The organism is Pseudomonas sp. HY7a-MNA-CIBAN-0227 (assembly GCF_040310325.1).
Classification (GTDB): domain Bacteria; phylum Pseudomonadota; class Gammaproteobacteria; order Pseudomonadales; family Pseudomonadaceae; genus Aquipseudomonas.
The window spans coordinates 88,759-107,544 of record NZ_JBEOPT010000008.1 but is presented as its reverse complement, the minus strand read 5'-3'; the positions used below and the strand labels follow the sequence as shown (position 1 = coordinate 107,544).

The 18,786-nt window shown below is 56.0% G+C and carries 19 protein-coding genes; 2 read left to right on the top strand and 17 right to left on the bottom strand.

Going from position 1 to position 18,786, the window contains the following annotated elements:
• Nucleotides 1-13: 13 nt before the first annotated feature.
• The 17 genes from atpD to rpmH form a co-directional block, all read right to left on the bottom strand.
• Complete coding sequence (atpD, locus tag AAEZ06_RS15270; RefSeq protein WP_149412836.1) at nt 14-1,393, bottom strand: F0F1 ATP synthase subunit beta; 1,380 nt, start codon at nt 1,391-1,393, stop codon at nt 14-16.
• Nucleotides 1,394-1,420: 27 nt separating this feature from the next.
• Nucleotides 1,421-2,281: a F0F1 ATP synthase subunit gamma gene (gene atpG, locus AAEZ06_RS15265; protein ID WP_149412835.1), complete on the bottom strand. Its 861-nt coding sequence runs from the start codon at nt 2,279-2,281 to the stop codon at nt 1,421-1,423.
• A gap of 50 nt (nt 2,282-2,331) precedes the next feature.
• On the bottom strand, nt 2,332-3,876 hold the full coding sequence (gene atpA / locus AAEZ06_RS15260) for a F0F1 ATP synthase subunit alpha (RefSeq protein WP_133100646.1): 1,545 nt from the start codon (nt 3,874-3,876) through the stop codon (nt 2,332-2,334).
• A 21-nt stretch (nt 3,877-3,897) separates the two neighbouring features.
• Complete coding sequence (locus tag AAEZ06_RS15255) at nt 3,898-4,434, bottom strand: F0F1 ATP synthase subunit delta (protein ID WP_149412834.1); 537 nt, start codon at nt 4,432-4,434, stop codon at nt 3,898-3,900.
• Between the two features lie 12 nt (nt 4,435-4,446).
• Nucleotides 4,447-4,917: a F0F1 ATP synthase subunit B gene (locus tag AAEZ06_RS15250; protein WP_149412833.1), complete on the bottom strand. Its 471-nt coding sequence runs from the start codon at nt 4,915-4,917 to the stop codon at nt 4,447-4,449.
• A 57-nt stretch (nt 4,918-4,974) separates the two neighbouring features.
• Entirely contained in the window at nt 4,975-5,232 is a 258-nt protein-coding gene (gene atpE / locus AAEZ06_RS15245; protein ID WP_002555987.1) for a F0F1 ATP synthase subunit C, read from the bottom strand.
• A 133-nt stretch (nt 5,233-5,365) separates the two neighbouring features.
• A complete protein-coding gene (gene atpB / locus AAEZ06_RS15240) occupies nt 5,366-6,235 on the bottom strand; it encodes a F0F1 ATP synthase subunit A (protein WP_149412832.1) in 870 nt (289 codons plus the stop codon).
• Nucleotides 6,236-6,251: 16 nt separating this feature from the next.
• The gene (locus tag AAEZ06_RS15235) at nt 6,252-6,659 is read right to left on the bottom strand and encodes a F0F1 ATP synthase subunit I (protein ID WP_149412831.1); all 408 of its coding nucleotides are present in this window, start codon (nt 6,657-6,659) and stop codon (nt 6,252-6,254) included.
• 147 nt (nt 6,660-6,806) lie between these two features.
• Nucleotides 6,807-7,679, bottom strand: a complete 873-nt coding sequence (locus tag AAEZ06_RS15230) for a ParB/RepB/Spo0J family partition protein (protein WP_149412830.1) — start codon at nt 7,677-7,679, stop codon at nt 6,807-6,809.
• Between the two features lie 9 nt (nt 7,680-7,688).
• Entirely contained in the window at nt 7,689-8,486 is a 798-nt protein-coding gene (locus tag AAEZ06_RS15225) for a ParA family protein (protein ID WP_133100640.1), read from the bottom strand.
• Nucleotides 8,487-8,504: 18 nt separating this feature from the next.
• A complete protein-coding gene (gene rsmG / locus AAEZ06_RS15220) occupies nt 8,505-9,149 on the bottom strand; it encodes a 16S rRNA (guanine(527)-N(7))-methyltransferase RsmG (protein ID WP_350615068.1) in 645 nt (214 codons plus the stop codon).
• Nucleotides 9,146-11,038, bottom strand: a complete 1,893-nt coding sequence (gene mnmG, locus AAEZ06_RS15215; protein WP_350615066.1) for a tRNA uridine-5-carboxymethylaminomethyl(34) synthesis enzyme MnmG — start codon at nt 11,036-11,038, stop codon at nt 9,146-9,148. Before mnmG ends, rsmG begins: the two co-directional genes overlap by 4 nt.
• Nucleotides 11,039-11,589: 551 nt before the next feature.
• Nucleotides 11,590-12,960: a tRNA uridine-5-carboxymethylaminomethyl(34) synthesis GTPase MnmE gene (gene mnmE, locus AAEZ06_RS15210; RefSeq protein ID WP_350615064.1), complete on the bottom strand. Its 1,371-nt coding sequence runs from the start codon at nt 12,958-12,960 to the stop codon at nt 11,590-11,592.
• 79 nt (nt 12,961-13,039) lie between these two features.
• Nucleotides 13,040-14,722 (bottom strand): membrane protein insertase YidC, encoded by a 1,683-nt coding sequence (gene yidC / locus AAEZ06_RS15205; RefSeq protein WP_350615062.1) that lies wholly within the window; start codon nt 14,720-14,722, stop codon nt 13,040-13,042.
• Nucleotides 14,723-14,724: 2 nt separating this feature from the next.
• Entirely contained in the window at nt 14,725-14,970 is a 246-nt protein-coding gene (yidD, locus tag AAEZ06_RS15200) for a membrane protein insertion efficiency factor YidD (RefSeq protein WP_010465488.1), read from the bottom strand.
• Nucleotides 14,963-15,370 carry a ribonuclease P protein component gene (rnpA, locus tag AAEZ06_RS15195; protein WP_371923895.1) on the bottom strand — a complete coding sequence of 136 codons (408 nt, stop codon included), beginning with the start codon at nt 15,368-15,370 and terminating at the stop codon, nt 14,963-14,965. Before rnpA ends, yidD begins: the two co-directional genes overlap by 8 nt.
• Before the next feature lie 13 nt (nt 15,371-15,383).
• Nucleotides 15,384-15,518 carry a 50S ribosomal protein L34 gene (gene rpmH, locus AAEZ06_RS15190; protein ID WP_003213577.1) on the bottom strand — a complete coding sequence of 45 codons (135 nt, stop codon included), beginning with the start codon at nt 15,516-15,518 and terminating at the stop codon, nt 15,384-15,386.
• Between the two features lie 585 nt (nt 15,519-16,103).
• Between rpmH and dnaA the strand changes: the two genes are divergently transcribed.
• A complete protein-coding gene (gene dnaA / locus AAEZ06_RS15185; protein WP_149412824.1) occupies nt 16,104-17,624 on the top strand; it encodes a chromosomal replication initiator protein DnaA in 1,521 nt (506 codons plus the stop codon).
• Nucleotides 17,625-17,663: 39 nt separating this feature from the next.
• Entirely contained in the window at nt 17,664-18,767 is a 1,104-nt protein-coding gene (dnaN, locus tag AAEZ06_RS15180) for a DNA polymerase III subunit beta (protein WP_149412823.1), read from the top strand.
• Nucleotides 18,768-18,786: the final 19 nt, after the last annotated feature.

Sequence of the window (18,786 nt, the reverse complement as noted above, 5' to 3'; positions counted from 1 at the left end):
CCGGGCGCCAGGATTACAGTTTCTTGGCTTTCTCGATCGCTTCTTCGATGCCGCCGACCATGTAGAACGCTTGTTCTGGCAGGTGGTCGTAGTCACCGTTGAGGATGCCTTTGAAGCCAGCAATGGTGTCTTTCAGGGAAACGTATTTACCCGAGGCACCGGTGAAGACTTCAGCCACGAAGAACGGCTGCGACAAGAAGCGCTGGATCTTACGAGCGCGAGATACCAACTGCTTGTCGGTTTCCGACAGCTCGTCCATACCCAGGATCGCAATGATGTCCTTCAGTTCTTTGTAACGCTGCAGCACGTACTGAACGCCGCGAGCGGTGTCGTAGTGTTCCTGGCCGATCACGCTCGGGTCCAGCTGGCGCGAAGTCGAGTCCAGTGGATCGACCGCTGGGTAGATACCCAGGGAGGCGATGTCACGGGACAGTACGACGGTAGCGTCCAAGTGGGCGAAGGTGGTCGCTGGCGACGGGTCAGTCAAGTCATCCGCAGGTACGTATACCGCTTGGATCGAGGTGATCGAACCGTTTTTGGTCGAAGTGATACGCTCTTGCAGAGTACCCATCTCTTCGGCCAGGGTCGGCTGGTAACCTACTGCGGAAGGCATACGGCCCAGCAGTGCGGATACTTCAGTACCGGCCAGGGTGTAACGATAGATGTTGTCGACGAACAGCAGAACGTCGTTACCTTCGTCACGGAATTTCTCGGCCATGGTCAGGCCAGTCAGTGCTACGCGCAGACGGTTACCCGGCGGCTCGTTCATCTGACCGTAAACCAGTGCCACTTTGTCCAGAACGTTGGAGTCCTTCATCTCGTGGTAGAAGTCATTACCCTCACGAGTACGCTCACCCACACCAGCGAACACGGAAAAACCGCTGTGCTCGATGGCGATGTTACGGATCAGTTCCATCATGTTTACGGTTTTGCCTACACCGGCACCACCGAACAGACCGACTTTACCGCCCTTGGCAAACGGGCAAACCAGGTCGATAACCTTGATGCCAGTTTCCAGCAGGTCGTTGCCGCCCGCTTGTTCCGCGAAGGATGGCGCTGGACGGTGAATGCCCCAGCGCTCTTCGGTGTCGATTGGACCGGCTTCGTCGATCGGGTTACCGAGGACGTCCATGATCCGGCCCAGGGTCGCTTTACCGACCGGTACGGAGATGGCAGCGCCAGAGTCAGTGACTTCCAGGCCGCGCTTCAAGCCCTCGGTGGAACCCATTGCAATGGTACGAACCACGCCGTCGCCCAGCTGCTGCTGAACTTCCAGGGTGGTGCCGGCATCGCTTTTGACTTTCAAAGCGTTGTAGATGCTCGGTACGCTGTCGCGTGGGAATTCCACGTCGATAACGGCGCCGATGATTTGAACGATACGTCCGCTACTCATAGCTGGATCCTCTGAATATTTGAACCGTTAAACCGCGGCAGCGCCGCCGACGATTTCCGAGATCTCTTGGGTGATCGCAGCCTGACGCGCCTTGTTGTAGACCAGCTGCAAATCGCTGATCAAATCACCGGCGTTGTCGGTAGCGCTCTTCATCGCGATCATCCGCGCAGCTTGTTCAGCCGCGTTGTTCTCGACCACCGCCTGGTACACCTGCGACTCCACGTAGCGCACCATCAAGCCGTCAAGCAGCTCTTTGGCGTCTGGTTCGTAGAGGTAGTCCCAGTGGTGCTTGAGTTCTTGTTCCGGGGTCGCCACCAATGGAATCAACTGCTCCACGGTAGGCTGTTGCGTCATGGTGTTGATGAACTTGTTGGATACCACGGACAGGCGGTCAATCCGGCCTTCCAGGTAAGCATCCAGCATCACCTTGACGCTGCCGATCAGGTCATTGATCGACGGTTCTTCACCCAGGTGACTGATAGCTGCAACGACGTTACCGCCGAAGTTGCGGAAAAAGGCCGCACCCTTGCTACCGATCACACACAGATCAATCTCGACGCCGTTTTCGCGGTTTACCGCCATGTCCTTGACCAGGGCCTTGAACAGGTTGGTATTCAAACCACCGCACAAACCACGGTCACTGCTCACCACGACATAACCGACACGCTTTACTTCGCGGTCGAGCATGAACGGGTGGCGATACTCCGGGTTGGCGTTGGCCAGATGACCAATAACCTGGCGGATACGCTCCGCGTAGGGACGGCTAGCAGACATGCGCATTTGTGCCTTGCGCATTTTACTGACCGCCACTTTTTCCATGGCGCTGGTGATCTTTTGCGTGCTTTTGATGCTCGCAATCTTACTGCGAATCTCTTTTGCGCCTGCCATGTAACACCTATCAGGTTAGCAAGCGAGAGCCTCGCGGCCCCCGCTGCGGCTTACCAGGTTTGGGTGGCCTTGAACTTCTCGATACCGGCTTTGATGCCAGCGTCGATGTCGTCATTGAAGTCACCTTTCACGTTGATCTTCGCCATCAATTCGGCGTGATCGCGGTTGAAGTAAGCAATCAGCGCTTGTTCAAAGCTGCCGACCTTGGTGATTTCAACGTCGGTCAGGAACCCACGCTCAGCGGCATACAGCGACAGCGCCATGTCAGCGATCGACATTGGTGCGTATTGCTTCTGCTTCATCAGCTCGGTAACGCGCTGACCATGCTCAAGTTGCTTACGGGTCGCTTCGTCCAGGTCAGAAGCGAACTGGGCGAATGCCGCCAGTTCACGGTACTGAGCCAGAGCGGTACGGATACCACCGGAGAGCTTCTTGATGATCTTGGTCTGAGCGGCACCACCCACACGGGATACCGAAACACCGGCGTTCACTGCAGGACGGATCCCGGAGTTGAACATGGCCGATTCCAGGAAGATCTGACCGTCAGTGATGGAAATCACGTTGGTCGGAACGAACGCGGAAACGTCGCCAGCCTGGGTTTCGATGATCGGCAGTGCGGTCAGGGAACCGGTTTTGCCGGTCACTGCGCCGTTGGTGAACTTCTCTACCCATTCTTCCGAAACGCGGGATGCGCGCTCCAGCAGACGGGAGTGGAGATAGAACACGTCGCCTGGGTAAGCTTCACGGCCTGGTGGACGGCGCAGCAACAGGGAAATCTGGCGGTAAGCCACTGCTTGCTTGGACAGATCGTCATAAACGATCAGCGCGTCTTCACCGCGGTCGCGGAAGTACTCGCCCATGGTGCAACCGGAGTACGGTGCCAGGAACTGCAGTGCAGCGGATTCGGAAGCACTGGCGGCCACGACGATGGTGTTAGCCAAGGCGCCGTTTTCTTCCAGCTTGCGAACCACGTTGGCGATGGTCGATTGTTTCTGACCAATGGCTACGTAGACGCAGAAGATCCCGCTGTTTTTCTGGTTGATGATCGCGTCGATCGCCAGAGCGGTTTTACCGATCTGACGGTCACCGATGATCAGCTCACGCTGGCCACGGCCGACAGGAATCATGGCATCGACAGCCTTGTAGCCAGTCTGTACAGGCTGGTCTACCGACTTACGCCAGATCACGCCTGGAGCAACTTTCTCGACCGCATCGGTCTCGGTGTTGTTCAGCGGACCTTTGCCGTCAACTGGGTTACCCAGTGCGTCGACAACGCGACCCAGCAGTTCCTTACCAACCGGAACCTCCAGGATGCGGCCTGTGCACTTGGCGCTCATGCCTTCGGCCAGAGTCTGGTAGGAGCCCAATACAACGGCACCTACAGAGTCTTGCTCCAGGTTGAGAGCCATACCGAAGACGCCGCCCGGAAACTCGATCATCTCGCCGTACATAACGTCGGCCAGACCGTGAATCCGCACGATGCCGTCAGATACGCTGACGACAGTGCCTTCGTTACGGGCTTGGGAGGTCACATCGAGCTTGTCGATGCGGCCCTTGATAATTTCACTTATTTCGGAAGGATTGAGTTGCTGCATTGCTCTGCTGCCCCTTCAAACTCAAGATTTCAATGCTTCGGCAAGATTCGCGAGTTTGCCGCGAATCGAGCCATCGATAACCAGGTCGCCGGCGCGAATGATGACACCACCAATCAGGGTGGCATCCTCCGCAACTTGCAGGCGCACTTCCCGGTCGAGTCGTGCACTGAGAACCTTGGCGAGTTTGTCTTGCTGTTCTTGGTTCAATGCAAAAGCACTGATGACTTCAACATCTACCGATTTCTCTTGTTCGGCCTTGTACAGGTCAAACAGAGCGGCGATCTCCGGCAAAAGCGGGAGACGGTCATTTTCGGCAACGACGTGGATGAAGTTCTGCACTTTCACATCAAACTTGTCGCCGCACACGTCAATAAACGTGGCGGCCTTGTCTGCGCTCGTCAGTCGCGGGGCCTTGAGCACGCGCTGCATGGTGTCGTTTTGCGACACTGCTGCAGCCAGGCCGAGCATGGCTGACCAAGAGGCCAGTTGCTGGTGGGCCTGGGCGTGCTCGAAGGCTGCCTTAGCGTAAGGTCGGGCCAACGTGGTCAATTCTGCCATGATCGCCCTCGCTTAAATTTCAGCAGCCAGTTTGTTAACCAGCTCCGCGTGCGCGTTTTGATCGATTGTGGCACCCAGGATCTTCTCGGCACCGCCGACGGCCAGAGCACCCAGTTGGGCACGCAGCGCATCTTTGACACTATTCAGTTCCTGCTCGATCTCGGCCTGAGCCTGAACCTTCACACGGTCAGCGTCGATACGGGCTTTTTCAACAGCCTCTTCAACGATCTGGTTACCGCGTTTCTTGGCTTGCTCAATGATTTCGGCTGCCTGAGCTTTTGCTTCGCGCAGTTTTTGACCCACTTTATCTTGGGCCAATTCCAGGTCGCGAGCTGCTCGGGCGGCAGCGTCCAGTCCATCCGCGATCTTCTTCTGACGTTCGTGCAAAGCCGCGATGACCGGAGGCCACACGAACTTCATGCAAAACAGTACAAAAATGAAGAACGCAACGGACTGGCCAATCAGGGTTGCATTAATGTTCACGCCAACACCTCGCTCGTTCGTTGTCCATCACTCTAATCAACTCGAAAATTCGAGTGATTAGCCAGCGAGTTGACCAACGAAGGGGTTCGCGAAGGTGAAGAACAGAGCGATACCAACGCCGATCATGGTCACGGCGTCGAGCAGGCCGGCGACGATGAACATTTTAACTTGCAGCATTGGAACCATTTCTGGCTGACGCGCGGCGCCTTCCAGGAACTTGCCGCCCAACAGGCCGAAACCAATGGCAGTACCCAGGGCGCCCAGGCCGATCAACAGTGCAACAGCGATAGCGGTTAGACCAACTACAGTTTCCATCTTTCCTCCCGACTTTTACGTCGTATGGTTTAGGTTTTTTAGATTTTAAAGTGGTAAAACAAATCGTTTCATAGCCCTGAAGGGCCACCTTCCCGTTTCACCGGGAAGGACATCAGACTAGTCGAGACTGGTCTTAATGGTTCTCTTCGTGCGCCATCGACAGGTAAACGATGGTCAACATCATGAAGATAAACGCCTGCAGGGTGATGATCAGGATGTGGAACACCGCCCACGCCCACTGCAGAACAATGCCCAGGCCGCTAAGCCAGAGCAGACCGCTGCCGAACATCACAGCAATCAGAATGAAGACCAGTTCGCCGGCGTACATGTTACCGAACAGTCGCAGTGCCAGTGAGATTGGCTTGGCGATCAGGGTGACGAATTCCAGCAGGAAGTTCACCGGGATCAGCAGCGCTTGCAGGAAAATGTTCTTGCTGCCAAACGGGTGCAGGGTCAGTTCGCCGATGAAGCCGCCGATGCCCTTGACCTTGATGCTGTAGAAAATGATCAACGCAAACACCGACAGGGCCATACCCAGGGTGGCGTTAGGATCAGTGGTCGATACGGCACGGAATGGAATGTGCGCATCGCCGGTGATCAGGATGGCCAACTGAGGAATCCAATCGACCGGTATCAGGTCGACGGCGTTCATCAGGAACACCCAGACGAAGATGGTCAGTGCCAGCGGTGCAATCACCGGGCTACGGCCATGGAAGCTGTCTCTCACGCTGCCATCGACGAATTCGACCAATACTTCAACGAAGTTCTGCAAAGCACCTGGCTGACCGGAAGTCGCCTTCTTTGCCGCCATGCGGAAAATCAGGACGAAAATCAGACCCAATGCGACCGACCAGCCGAGGGTATCGACGTGGAAAGCCCAAAAGCCCATTTCTTTGGCTTCTGCTGCGGTGTGAGCAAAGCCCCAGCCGCTATTGGGTAGCTGACCGAAGGTCAGGTTCTGCAAGTGGTGCTGGATATAGCCCGAAGCGGTTGTCTCTGCCATGGTTGCCTCAAACGCCCTAAGGTCTCGAAAATCTTGTTCTCATCAGCAGGGGCGAAAACCAGCTGACCAGTTGGGTCAACACGAAGACGCCGAATACAGCCAGCGGCGCCAATGGCTTTACACCTGCAAACGTCAGCGCAAAGAGCACTGCTGTCAAAATCAGTTTGCCCGCCTCACCGGCATAAAAAGACCGGACGATGGCTTGAGCTGCTCGGGCACCGGAAAACCGAAAGGCCCTGTGAGCAAAATACATATTGGGCAGCAAGGCTATCAGGCCTCCGCAGAGTCCTGAGTATCCGGCTACGACTCCATGCCAATACCAAAGCGCCAATGCGGCGATCAGTAAAATGACAAATTGGGCCAATAACACCGGAAAAACGGCCAAGCGATGGAACGGCAACGTGTGTGGCGTGCGGGTTTCCATCACTCTTGCTCCCCAATAGTCGGCTGCCAGAATCAATAACTTGGCATCATTTGTGCCGACAAAATGCGCGCAGAGTATAGGGGCGGTTCTGCCCCTATTCAACAGCCAGGTAGTGATTTCCGACTGTGCGCTACATAAGCAAATGTTTCAGCGAATGTGGGCAAGTACGCCCTGAAGCTCATCAAGAGAGTTATATCCGATGACCAATTGTCCTTTGCCTTTCTTGCCGTGGCGAATTTGTACCGCAGAGCCTAGGCGTTCCGCCAGGCGCTGCTCCAGGCGAGCGATATCCGGATCAGGTTTGGCGGCTTCGACAGGTTCTGGTTTACCACTGAGCCACTGGCGAACCAGGGCCTCGGTCTGACGAACGGTGAGCCCTCGTGCGACAACGTGTCGCGCCCCTTCAACCTGCTGATTTTCCGGCAAACCGAGCAAAGCACGAGCGTGACCCATTTCCAGGTCGCCGTGGGAAAGCATGGTTTTGATCACTTCCGGAAGCGCGATCAGGCGCAACAAGTTGGAGACGGTAACGCGAGATTTACCCACCGCGTCGGCGACCTGTTGCTGAGTCAGCTGGAATTCCTGCTGCAAACGCTGCAAGGCCACCGCCTCTTCGATGGGATTGAGGTCTTCGCGCTGGATGTTTTCGATCAACGCCATGGCAATGGCGGTTTCATCCGACACATCGCGAACCATCGCCGGGATGGTTTCCTGGCCGGCCTGTTGGCTGGCGCGCCAACGGCGTTCCCCTGCGATGATTTCAAAGCGGCCGCCGCCAATCGGGCGCACCACGATCGGCTGCATCACGCCCTGGGCCTTGATCGACTGGGCCAGTTCTTCCAGTGCCTGGGGGTCCATGTCCCGGCGTGGCTGGTATTTGCCGCGCTGGATCAGGTCCAGCGGCAGGTGCTGTAGCTCACGCTGGTCAGCCTGCACCGCTTGTTCTTCAAGCGAAGTAACAGTCGGACCACTCAGCAGTGCATCCAGTCCACGTCCGAGACCTCGTTTCTTGACGGCCATGAGGATTCCTTAAGTTGGCTGGGCTGCAGCGGTACGTGAGTTGCGGCGTTGACGACGAACCATCTCACCCGCCAAGGCGAGGTAAGCAAGAGCACCACGAGATGACTTGTCGTACGCCAGCGCGGGCATGCCATAGCTTGGCGCTTCGGCCAGGCGAATATTGCGTGGAATCACCGTGTCGTAAAGCTGGTCGCCAAAGTGTTCCTTGAGCTGCGCTGACACGTCGTTCATCAGGCTCAGGCGTGGGTCATACATGGTCCGCAGCAAACCTTCGACTTTCAGGTTCGGGTTGAGCAGTTCAGCGATGCGCTTGATGTTATCCACAAGATCGCTCAAGCCTTCGAGGGCGAAGTACTCGCACTGCATGGGGATAATTACCCCATCGGCGGCGACCAATGCGTTAATCGTCAGCATCGACAGCGACGGCGGGCAATCGATCAAAATGTAGTCGTAATTTTCGCGAATCGGCGCCAAGGCGCTGCGCAGACGGCTTTCTTTCATCTGCATTTCCAGCAGCACCACTTCCGCCGCCGTCAAGTCGCGGTTGGCCGGCAGCAGTTGGTAACCGCCGTGCTCGGAATAGTGCATGGCCTGGGCCAGGTCGCACTCGCCAATCAGCAAGTCGTAGACCGAGTTTTCCAGGCCGTGTTTATCCACACCGCTACCCATGGTGGCGTTGCCTTGTGGATCGAGATCGATCAACAGCACCCGACGCTTGGTAGCGACCAGGGATGCTGCGAGGTTGATGCAGGTGGTGGTTTTGCCCACGCCACCTTTCTGGTTCGCTATCGCGAATACCTTAGCCATTCTTGCTTGTGTTCCCAATCATGCCGTGCGGCGCAGTATCAGCAGATGGCGTTGGCCTTGGCAACCGGGTACGGCCAAGGCGTGTTCGCTATCGAGGTGGAAGTCTGCCGGCAATGCTAACAGCTCGTCGCTTGGATGAACGCCCTTCATTGCCAGCCAACGGGTATCGCGGTCGCCAAGATGGCGGGTCCAGTTACTGAAGTTCTCCATGCTGCTGAACGCCCGCGAAACGATTCCGTTGAATGGCTGTTCAGGCGTGAAGGTTTCGACGCGGCTGTGGATAACTTGCAGGTTGTCGAGTTTGAGTTCGAGTTTGACCTGGGTCAGGAAGCGGGTTTTCTTGCCGTTGCTGTCCAGGCAAGTCACTTGCGACTCGGGAAACAGGATCGCCAAAGGGATGCCAGGCATACCGCCGCCACTGCCGACATCGAGCCAGCGGCCGTTTTCGATAAACGGCATGACGCTGAGGCTGTCGAGCAAATGCCGGGAAACCATTTCGTCGGGATCGCGCACCGCCGTCAGGTTGTAAGCCTTGTTCCATTTGATCAACAGGGCCAGATAACCCAACAGCAATTCGTGCTGGGCCTCTGTCAGGTCAACGCCCAATTGGCGAGCACCTGTGGATAACTCTTCGGCGTGTTGCAGGGTGACCAACGAACTCAAGCGCTTTGCTCCAACTGACGGCCCGCGCCGCGTTTTTTCAAATGAATCATCAACAGCGAAATAGCTGCCGGGGTGACGCCCGGTATACGGGACGCCTGGCCCAGGGTCTCCGGCCGAGTTATCCCCAGCTTGCCCTGGATCTCCTTGGAGAGACCCGAGATGTTTGTGTAATCGATATCCACAGGCAGCTTGGTGTCTTCACTAGCCCGCAGACGCGCAATCTCGTCTTGCTGGCGATCAATGTAACCGGCGTATTTGGTCTTGATTTCGACCTGCTCGGCGACCTGTGGATCTTCTGCACCACCGCCAGTCACCGAGATCAGACCAGCGTAGTCGATTTCCGGACGGGACAGCAGGTTCAGCAAGTTGTATTCGTGAGTCAGCGGCGTACCGAATTTCTCGGCAATGGCATCGCCTTGTTCGGTGCCTGGGCGAACCCAGGTGCTTTTCAGGCGCTGCTCTTCCAGTTCGACACTTTCGCGTTTTTTGCAGAACGCAGCCCAACGCGCGTCATCCACCAGACCCAGCTCGCGACCTTTTTCGGTCAGGCGCAGGTCGGCGTTGTCTTCGCGCAGGATCAGGCGATATTCGGCCCGGGACGTGAACATTCGGTACGGTTCCTGGGTACCCAGGGTGATCAGATCATCGACCAACACCCCGATATACGCTTCATCCCGACGCGGGCACCAGCTGTCTTTGCCCTGTGCACGCAGGGCCGCGTTGGCCCCGGCCAGCAAACCCTGGGCACCGGCCTCTTCGTAACCAGTGGTGCCGTTGATTTGCCCGGCGAAGAACAAACCGCCGATGACCTTGGTTTCCAGGCTGTATTTCAGGTCACGCGGATCGAAGTAGTCGTACTCGATGGCGTAGCCCGGACGCACGATATGGGCGTTTTCCATGCCGCGAATCGATTGCACGATCTGGATTTGCACGTCGAACGGCAGGGAAGTAGAAATCCCGTTCGGGTACAGCTCGTGAGTGGTCAGACCTTCCGGCTCGATAAAGACCTGATGGCTTTCCTTGTCGGCAAAGCGGTGGATCTTGTCTTCAATCGACGGGCAGTAGCGCGGGCCAATGCCTTCGATCACCCCGGAATACATCGGCGAACGATCGAGGTTCGCGGCAATGATTTCATGGGTCCGGGCGTTGGTATGGGTAATCCAGCAACTGACCTGTTTGGGATGCTGTTCCTTGGAACCCATGAACGACATCACCGGGATCGGCGTGTCGCCGGCTTGCTCAGTCATCACCGAGAAGTCCACGGAACGGCCATCGATACGCGGTGGTGTACCGGTTTTCAAACGTCCGACCCGCAATGGCAGCTCACGAAGACGCTGCGCGAGGGCGATTGAAGGCGGATCACCGGCGCGGCCGCCGGAATAGTTTTGCAGGCCGATGTGGATAAGTCCGCCGAGGAAAGTACCGGTGGTCAATACAACAGATTCTGCGAAGAAACGCAGACCCATTTGGGTAACAACACCACGTACCTGGTCCTGTTCAACGATCAGATCATCAGCGGCTTGCTGAAATATCCACAGGTTGGGCTGGTTTTCCAAGGTTTCGCGGACAGCGGCCTTGTACAAAATCCGGTCGGCTTGAGCCCTAGTGGCTCGCACGGCCGGGCCTTTGCGGCTGTTCAACACGCGAAATTGAATACCACCCTTATCGGTGGCCATGGCCATCGCGCCGCCCAGGGCATCGATTTCCTTGACCAGATGGCTTTTGCCAATCCCACCAATGGCGGGGTTGCAGCTCATGGCACCGAGGGTTTCCACGTTATGCGTCAGCAACAGGGTTTTTGCCCCCATACGTGCTGACGCCAGTGCTGCCTCGGTACCGGCATGACCGCCGCCGATGACGATCACTTCAAAACGGGAAGGGAAATCCACCACGCACCTCGTGCCTGCTTCAATTGGGTAATTAGGAAAGGGTTGAGCTCAGGTTTTCTAACCCTGGCGGCAAGTATAGGGACTTAGCCCTTCCTAAAGAACCCTTTGCACAAAATTTAACCAGCTGTGGATGAATCACAGACAATAGAAATTAAAAGAGAGAAATATATTAAATCTTTGTTTTTATGTTTATTTATACTGAGGCACTTTTCTGTGGATAGATCTCTACAGGCCTTTATTTACTTTGTGTACAAGCATTCAAAAGTCTGTGGTTAGGTACCGATAAGGCACTTGGATAAGTGCTTTAAGCCTGTGGATTAAATAGCTACTTATCCACAGTCGTGGTTTTCCTCAGTTTTCAGGCCTGGTTATCAACCGAGTACAGGGGCGGTTATTCACAGGGCTTAATCCACAGAAAAATGCTTGGTGCAGCAAATCGCGCCCACGAAAAAGCCGTCGCAACCGATAGCGCTTGTCAGAAGTTGGAATTGAATGCCCTGAAGCGGGCAGAACAGGCAGGCACGAATGGCCTGTCTGTGAGTAACGAGGGTCTATTTACCGATGCAGAAGCTGGAAAAGATCCTTCCGAGCAAGTCGTCGGAACTGAATGCCCCGGTAATTTCGCCCAATAGCTGCTGTGCCTGACGCAAATCTTCGGCCAGCAGTTCTCCAGCCCCTGCCAGGGTCAACTGCGCCCGACCATGCTCAAGGGCCGTGCTGGCATGGCGCAACGCCTCCAGGTGCCTGCGGCGAGCACTGAAGCTGCTCTCCGAAGTCTGCTCGTAGCCCATGCACGCTTTGAGATGGTCGCGCAGCAGTTCCAGGCCATCACCTGCAGACTTGGCGCTAAGGCTGATGGTCACGTGGCCATCTTCGCTAACTTCCAGCGCTATGGGCTCACCGGTGAGGTCCGCTTTGTTACGAATCAGTGTGACCTTCGCCGGATCCGGCCGTTGTTCAAGAAATTCTGGCCACAGGGCAAAAGGATCCACAGCCTCTGGAGCCGTCGCATCCACTACCAGCAATATCCGATCAGCCTCGCTGATAGCCTTGAGTGCCCGCTCCACGCCGATTTTTTCCACCTGGTCGTCGGTATCACGCAAGCCAGCGGTATCAACAACGTGCAGCGGCATCCCATCGATGTGGATATGTTCACGCAAAATATCCCGGGTGGTACCGGCTATTTCAGTGACGATCGCTGCTTCCCGACCCGCTAGGGCATTAAGCAGGCTGGATTTACCAGCATTGGGACGACCGGCAATCACCACCGTCATCCCGTCGCGCAGCAAGGCACCCTGTCCCGCCTCACGTTGGACTGTGGATAACTCATAGCGAACTTTGTCCAGCATCGCCAGGACATGACCATCGGCAAGAAAGTCTATTTCCTCTTCCGGAAAGTCAATCGCCGCCTCGACGTAGATCCGCAAACTGATCAACTGCTCGGTGAGATTATGCACACGCAGGGAAAATGCCCCCTGCAACGAGCGCAAGGCATTGCGCGCGGCCTGGGCAGAACTGGCTTCGATCAGGTCGGCAATCGCTTCGGCTTGTGCAAGGTCAAGCTTGTCATTGAGAAACGCCCGCTCGCTGAACTCACCCGGCCGGGCCAGGCGACAGCCCAGTTGCAGGCAGCGTTGCAGCAGCATATCCAACACGACCGGGCCGCCGTGACCTTGCAGTTCCAGGACGTCCTCACCGGTAAAGGAGTTGGGGCCCGGAAAATATAAGGCGATACCCTCGTCCAGCACTTCTTCATTGTCATTGAAGAACGGCCCGTAATGGGCGTACCGAGGCTTCAGTTCGCGACCAATGATGGCTTGAGCCGCGATGCCGGCGAGCGGCCCAGAGATACGAACGATACCGACACCGCCACGACCTTGAGCGGTGGCGACGGCGGCTATGGTTTCACGAGGAGCGCTCATCAACGGGTACCCGGACAAAAGTGACAAAATGCAAAACGCCCCACTAGGGGGCGTCTTGAGTGGTTATCCACAGAGTAAGTTACGCCTCGGCTTTTTTGGTAGCCGCTTCGACCTTACGCGTGATGTACCACTGTTGAGAGATCGACAACACGTTGTTGACCACCCAGTACAGAACCAGACCAGCCGGGAACCACAGGAAGAAGAAGGTGAAGATGATTGGCATCATTTTCATCACTTTAGCCTGCATCGGATCCGGAGGTGTAGGGTTCAAACGCTGCTGGATGAACATGGTCGCGCCCATGATGATCGGCAGGATAAAGAACGGGTCTTTGATCGACAGGTCAGTTATCCACAGCATGAACGGTGCCTGGCGCATTTCCACGCTTTCCAGGAGAACCCAGTACAGCGAGAGGAACACCGGCATCTGCACCAGAATCGGCAAGCATCCACCCAGCGGGTTGATCTTCTCTTTCTTGTACAGCTCCATCATGGCTTGCGACATTTTCTGCCGGTCATCGCCATGTTGTTCTTTCAGAGCGGCCAGTTTCGGGGCCACGGCACGCATACGCGCCATCGACTTGTAGCTGGCGGCCGACAGAGGGAAGAAAATCCCCTTGATCAGCATGGTCAGGAAGATGATGGACCAGCCCCAGTTACCAACGATGCTGTGGATATGTTGCAGCAGCCAGAATATCGGCTGGGCAATGAACCACAAAATGCCGTAATCCACAGTCAGTTCCAGACCTGGGGATAACTCTTTGAGCACAGCCTGGCTTTTCGGACCGGCGTACAGCGTAGCGCTAGTTTCAGCCTTGGCACCTGGAGCGACGGTCACCGCCGGGCCAGTGAAACCAATGATGTAGTTGCCTTGGCTGTCCTTGCGGGTTTGAACCAGGTTGGCTTCACCCTTGCTCGGGATCCAGGCGGTCACGAAGTAGTGTTGCAACCAGGCGACCCAGCCACCTTGTACGGTTTCTTTCAGCGCAGCCTTGTCGATATCTTTCATCGACACTTTTTTGTACGGCTCGTTACTTGTCCACAGGGCGGCGCCCAGGTAAGTCGCGGTGCCGGTGGCGGTGCTGGAAGAAGGATCGGAGCTGCCATCGCGCTTGAGCTGGGCAAACAAATTGCCGGTCCAGGCTTTGGCGCTGGTGTTGTCGATCAGGTAGGTGACTTTCAGATCGTACAAACCACGGGTGAAACTGAAACGCTTGATGTAGTTGACGCCATCGAGACTGAATTTCAGGTCGACGTTCAACTGGTTCTGGCCATCAGCCAGTTGATAAGTCTTTTGTTCGGTCGAATAAACCGGACGACCGGTAGCTCGAGCATCAGGACCGTCAGTGCCGGTCAAGCCGCTTTGCGCCAAATAAGTACGTTCGCCACCATTATCGAACAGCTGGAACGGAACATCTGGATGGTCTTGACGACGTGGATACAGCGGCAGCTTCAGCTGGGCGATGTCACCACCCTGTGGATCGATAGCCAGGTCCAGCACATCCGTTTTGACGTGGATGAGGTCTTTACTGGTGATCACCTGCGTTTCTACAGGGGTGCTGCTATCGGCATTTGCGCTGGGTACATCGGCACTGGCGGAAGCATTGTTACCCAACGGAGTGTCCGGTATAGCCGGCGCAGCCTGATTGGTAGCAACATTCTGAGTCGGCAGGGCAGCCTGACCATAGTCCTGGTTCCACTTAAGAACCATAACGTAGGTCACGATTGCCAGGGCGACGATCAGGATCGTGCGTTTAATATCCATGATTACTCGGCCATCGAAGAAGAACGGGAGGTAGGGATAGGTGGAACCGGGTCATAACCACCGGGATTCCACGGATGACAACGACCTAAACGACGAAAGGTCAGCCAGCCACCGCGCAGAAGGCCATGATTTTCTATGGCTTCATACGCGTAGCAGGAACAGCTGGGGTAGAAACGACAGTGGCTGGCCATCAGCGGACTAATGGCATAGCGGTAAAACTGGATCGGAACGAGTGCCAGTTTACGCATCAGTACTGTCTACCCCTACAGTTTCGGTGCCGACTGCTGGTGCTGGCTTGTTAGTACGAGCCAGACGTTTCCAGAGCTTGCCGAAATGCTGAATCAATTCGGGGTTTTCTATGTCCCCCAAGCCTTTGCGCGCGACGATAACAATATCCCAACCAACCAGAGTGTCCTGGTGGAGGCGAAACGATTCGCGCATCAGACGCTTGAGGCGATTGCGCTCAACGGAGAGCTTTACGCTCTTCTTGCCAATCACCAACCCGAGACGGGGGTGATCCAGATCGTTGTTACGCGCAAGGAGCAGGAGATTTTTCCCCGGAACCTTGCCGGTGGGGGAGTCAAAGACTGCCTTGAAATGCCGGGGGGTTAGCAGACGCTTTTCCCGACTGAAGTCCTGACTCACCACCAGTACCGGATTATCAAACTGCCAGACGCGCACGACCTTTGGCGCGGCGACGCGACAGGACAGCACGGCCGTTCTTGGTAGCCATGCGAGCACGGAAGCCGTGAGTACGGGCGCGTTTGATGGTGCTTGGTTGGAAAGTACGTTTCATGGCGTGTTACCTGGTTCGTCCACAACGGGCCGGAATGGCCCCCGTTTTAAGAGACCGGCGATTCTAGAGAAAGCAAGCCTCTAGGTCAATTTCCAACCCGCTTTTCCTTCAATTAGATATCTGGACACATCTGGACCTATTCCGAGTCGTTCGGCTTTCGTGAGCAATGCCATAGATATAAAAATAAAGAAGGAAGTTATTTAAAGCTTTTCTGTAAAGCTTATAAAAGCTAGGGACGCCATCTTCTGTGGATAACCACCTTAAGGCCACGTTTTACTTGATGTACAGAGGATGACAACACGGGGGAGAAACGGTGCTCTACCTGTGCTGCACTGTCGGATAAGCTGTGTGTGGAATGGCTAGTTATCCACAGGCCAGTTACCCACAGACTTTCCCCCCCACTTGTACAACGGGCTTAGGGGCGCTTATCCACAGAGTTTATGCACAGACCATTGGTCGCATTTTTTACGGTTAAGGCATTGATTCTTGGCGTCCTGTGAGCAACCTACATGTGGATAAGTAGACGGCTGGCCGCTACAATGGCGGCTGTTTTTGCCTCACCGGCTTTCAACTTAGGGGATCTCCGTGTCAGTGGAACTTTGGCAGCAGTGCGTGGAGCTTTTGCGCGATGAGCTGCCTGCCCAGCAATTCAACACCTGGATCCGTCCGCTACAGGTCGAAGCCGAAGGCGACGAGTTGCGCGTCTACGCACCCAATCGTTTTGTTCTCGACTGGGTCAACGAGAAGTACCTGAGCCGCGTTCTCGAATTGCTCGATGAACATGGCAACGGGCAAGCCCCGGTTCTCTCCTTATTAATAGGCAGCAAACGCAGCTCGGTGCCTCGTGCCGCGCCGAATGCGCCGTTGGCTGCGGCTGCGTCGCAAGCTCAGGCTGCCGCTTCACCGGTCAACCACACGGCGGTAGCTCCTGCTGCTGGCCCATCAAAGTCGTTTTCGCAAAAAAACGCGCCTAGGAACGAAGAGCCGTCCCGTGACAGCTTCGATCCGATGGCAGGTGCCAGTTCGCAACAGGCACCGATTCGCGCAGAACAGCGCACGGTGCAGGTTGAAGGTGCGCTCAAGCACACCAGCTATCTAAACCGGACGTTTACCTTTGAGAATTTCGTAGAGGGTAAATCCAACCAGTTGGCCCGTGCAGCCGCCTGGCAGGTGGCCGACAACCCCAAGCATGGTTACAACCCACTCTTCCTTTATGGCGGTGTTGGCTTGGGTAAGACGCACTTGATGCATGCTGTGGGTAACCATCTATTAAAGAAGAACCCGAATGCCAAGGTCGTGTACCTGCACTCGGAGCGCTTCGTTGCCGACATGGTCAAGGCGTTACAGCTCAACGCTATCAACGAGTTCAAACGGTTCTACCGTTCCGTCGACGCCTTGTTGATCGATGACATTCAATTCTTCGCTCGCAAGGAACGTTCCCAGGAAGAGTTTTTCCACACGTTCAACGCCTTGCTCGAAGGTGGTCAGCAGGTCATCTTGACCAGCGACCGTTATCCGAAAGAAATCGAAGGCCTGGAAGAGCGCTTGAAGTCGCGCTTTGGCTGGGGCCTGACCGTTGCAGTAGAACCGCCGGAACTGGAAACCCGAGTCGCGATTCTGATGAAGAAAGCCGACCAGGCGAAAGTCGATCTTCCCCACGACGCCGCGTTCTTCATCGCCCAGCGTATTCGTTCCAACGTGCGTGAACTGGAAGGCGCGCTCAAGCGTGTCATCGCTCACTCGCACTTCATGGGCCGCGATATCACCATTGAGCTGATTCGGGAATCGCTAAAAGACCTGCTGGCCTTGCAAGACAAACTGGTCAGTGTGGATAACATCCAACGCACAGTGGCCGAGTACTACAAGATCAAGATTTCCGACCTGCTGTCCAAGCGCCGTTCGCGCTCGGTAGCACGTCCACGTCAGGTGGCGATGGCGCTCTCCAAGGAGTTGACTAACCATAGCCTGCCAGAAATTGGTGATGTGTTTGGCGGTCGCGACCACACCACGGTCTTGCATGCGTGCCGCAAGATCAATGAACTTAAGGAATCCGACGCGGATATTCGCGAGGACTACAAGAACCTGCTGCGTACACTGACAACTTGATGAACACCAGCGCAGCTTATTAAGGCAAGGGACTAGACCATGCATTTCACCATTCAACGCGAAGCCCTGTTGAAACCCCTGCAACTGGTCGCAGGCGTCGTCGAGCGCCGACAGACCTTGCCGGTGCTCTCCAATGTATTGCTGGTTGTCGAAGGCCAGCAACTGTCGTTGACCGGTACCGACCTGGAAGTCGAACTGGTTGGTCGCGTTCAGCTGGAAGAACCCGCCGAACCCGGCGAGATCACCGTGCCAGCGCGCAAGCTGATGGACATCTGCAAGAGCCTGCCTAACGACGCGCTGATCGACATCAAGGTCGATGAGCAGAAGTTGGTAGTCAAGGCCGGCCGCAGCCGTTTCACCCTGTCCACCCTGCCGGCGAACGATTTCCCAACTGTGGAGGAAGGTCCTGGTTCGCTGACTTGTAGCCTGGGGCAAAGCAAGCTGCGCCGTCTGATCGAGCGCACCAGCTTCGCCATGGCCCAGCAGGATGTACGTTACTACCTCAACGGCATGCTGCTGGAAGTCTCGGAAGGCATTATCCGCGCTGTGGCCACTGACGGTCACCGTCTGGCCATGTGCTCTATGAAGGCCGATATTGGTCAGCCGGATCGCCACCAGGTGATCGTGCCGCGTAAGGGTATCCTTGAGCTGGCGCGTCTGCTGACTGAGCCGGATGGTAATGTCAGCATCGTGCTGGGCCAGCACCACATCCGCGCAACCACCGGCGAGTTCACCTTCACTTCCAAACTGGTCGACGGCAAGTTTCCGGATTACGAGCGTGTGCTGCCTAAAGGCGGCGACAAGCTGGTGATCGGCGATCGCCAGGCCCTGCGTGAAGCGTTCAGCCGTACGGCGATTCTGTCCAACGAGAAATACCGAGGTATTCGTCTGCAACTGGCCAACGGTCAGCTGAAGATCCAGGCCAACAACCCGGAGCAGGAAGAAGCGGAAGAAGAAGTAGGCGTCGACTACAACGGCGGTTCGTTGGAAATCGGCTTCAACGTCAGCTACCTGCTGGACGTGCTGGGCGTGATGACTACCGAACAAGTTCGCCTGATTCTGTCCGACTCCAACAGCAGCGCACTGGTACAAGAATCCGACAACGACGACTCGGCTTACGTTGTTATGCCGATGCGTCTGTAATCATGTTCAGCAGAAGTTA

Coding starts and splice junctions, on each gene's coding strand:
- atpD (WP_149412836.1), bottom strand. CDS start 1,393: ATGAGTAGCGGACGTATCGTTCAAATCATCGGCGCCGTTATCGACGTG.
- atpG (WP_149412835.1), bottom strand. CDS start 2,281: ATGGCAGGCGCAAAAGAGATTCGCAGTAAGATTGCGAGCATCAAAAGC.
- atpA (WP_133100646.1), bottom strand. CDS start 3,876: ATGCAGCAACTCAATCCTTCCGAAATAAGTGAAATTATCAAGGGCCGC.
- AAEZ06_RS15255 (WP_149412834.1), bottom strand. CDS start 4,434: ATGGCAGAATTGACCACGTTGGCCCGACCTTACGCTAAGGCAGCCTTC.
- atpE (WP_002555987.1), bottom strand. CDS start 5,232: ATGGAAACTGTAGTTGGTCTAACCGCTATCGCTGTTGCACTGTTGATC.
- atpB (WP_149412832.1), bottom strand. CDS start 6,235: ATGGCAGAGACAACCGCTTCGGGCTATATCCAGCACCACTTGCAGAAC.
- AAEZ06_RS15235 (WP_149412831.1), bottom strand. CDS start 6,659: ATGGAAACCCGCACGCCACACACGTTGCCGTTCCATCGCTTGGCCGTT.
- AAEZ06_RS15230 (WP_149412830.1), bottom strand. CDS start 7,679: ATGGCCGTCAAGAAACGAGGTCTCGGACGTGGACTGGATGCACTGCTG.
- AAEZ06_RS15225 (WP_133100640.1), bottom strand. CDS start 8,486: ATGGCTAAGGTATTCGCGATAGCGAACCAGAAAGGTGGCGTGGGCAAA.
- mnmE (WP_350615064.1), bottom strand. CDS start 12,960: ATGAGCGCTCCTCGTGAAACCATAGCCGCCGTCGCCACCGCTCAAGGT.
- yidC (WP_350615062.1), bottom strand. CDS start 14,722: ATGGATATTAAACGCACGATCCTGATCGTCGCCCTGGCAATCGTGACC.
- yidD (WP_010465488.1), bottom strand. CDS start 14,970: ATGCGTAAACTGGCACTCGTTCCGATCCAGTTTTACCGCTATGCCATT.
- rpmH (WP_003213577.1), bottom strand. CDS start 15,518: ATGAAACGTACTTTCCAACCAAGCACCATCAAACGCGCCCGTACTCAC.
- dnaN (WP_149412823.1), top strand. CDS start 17,664: ATGCATTTCACCATTCAACGCGAAGCCCTGTTGAAACCCCTGCAACTG.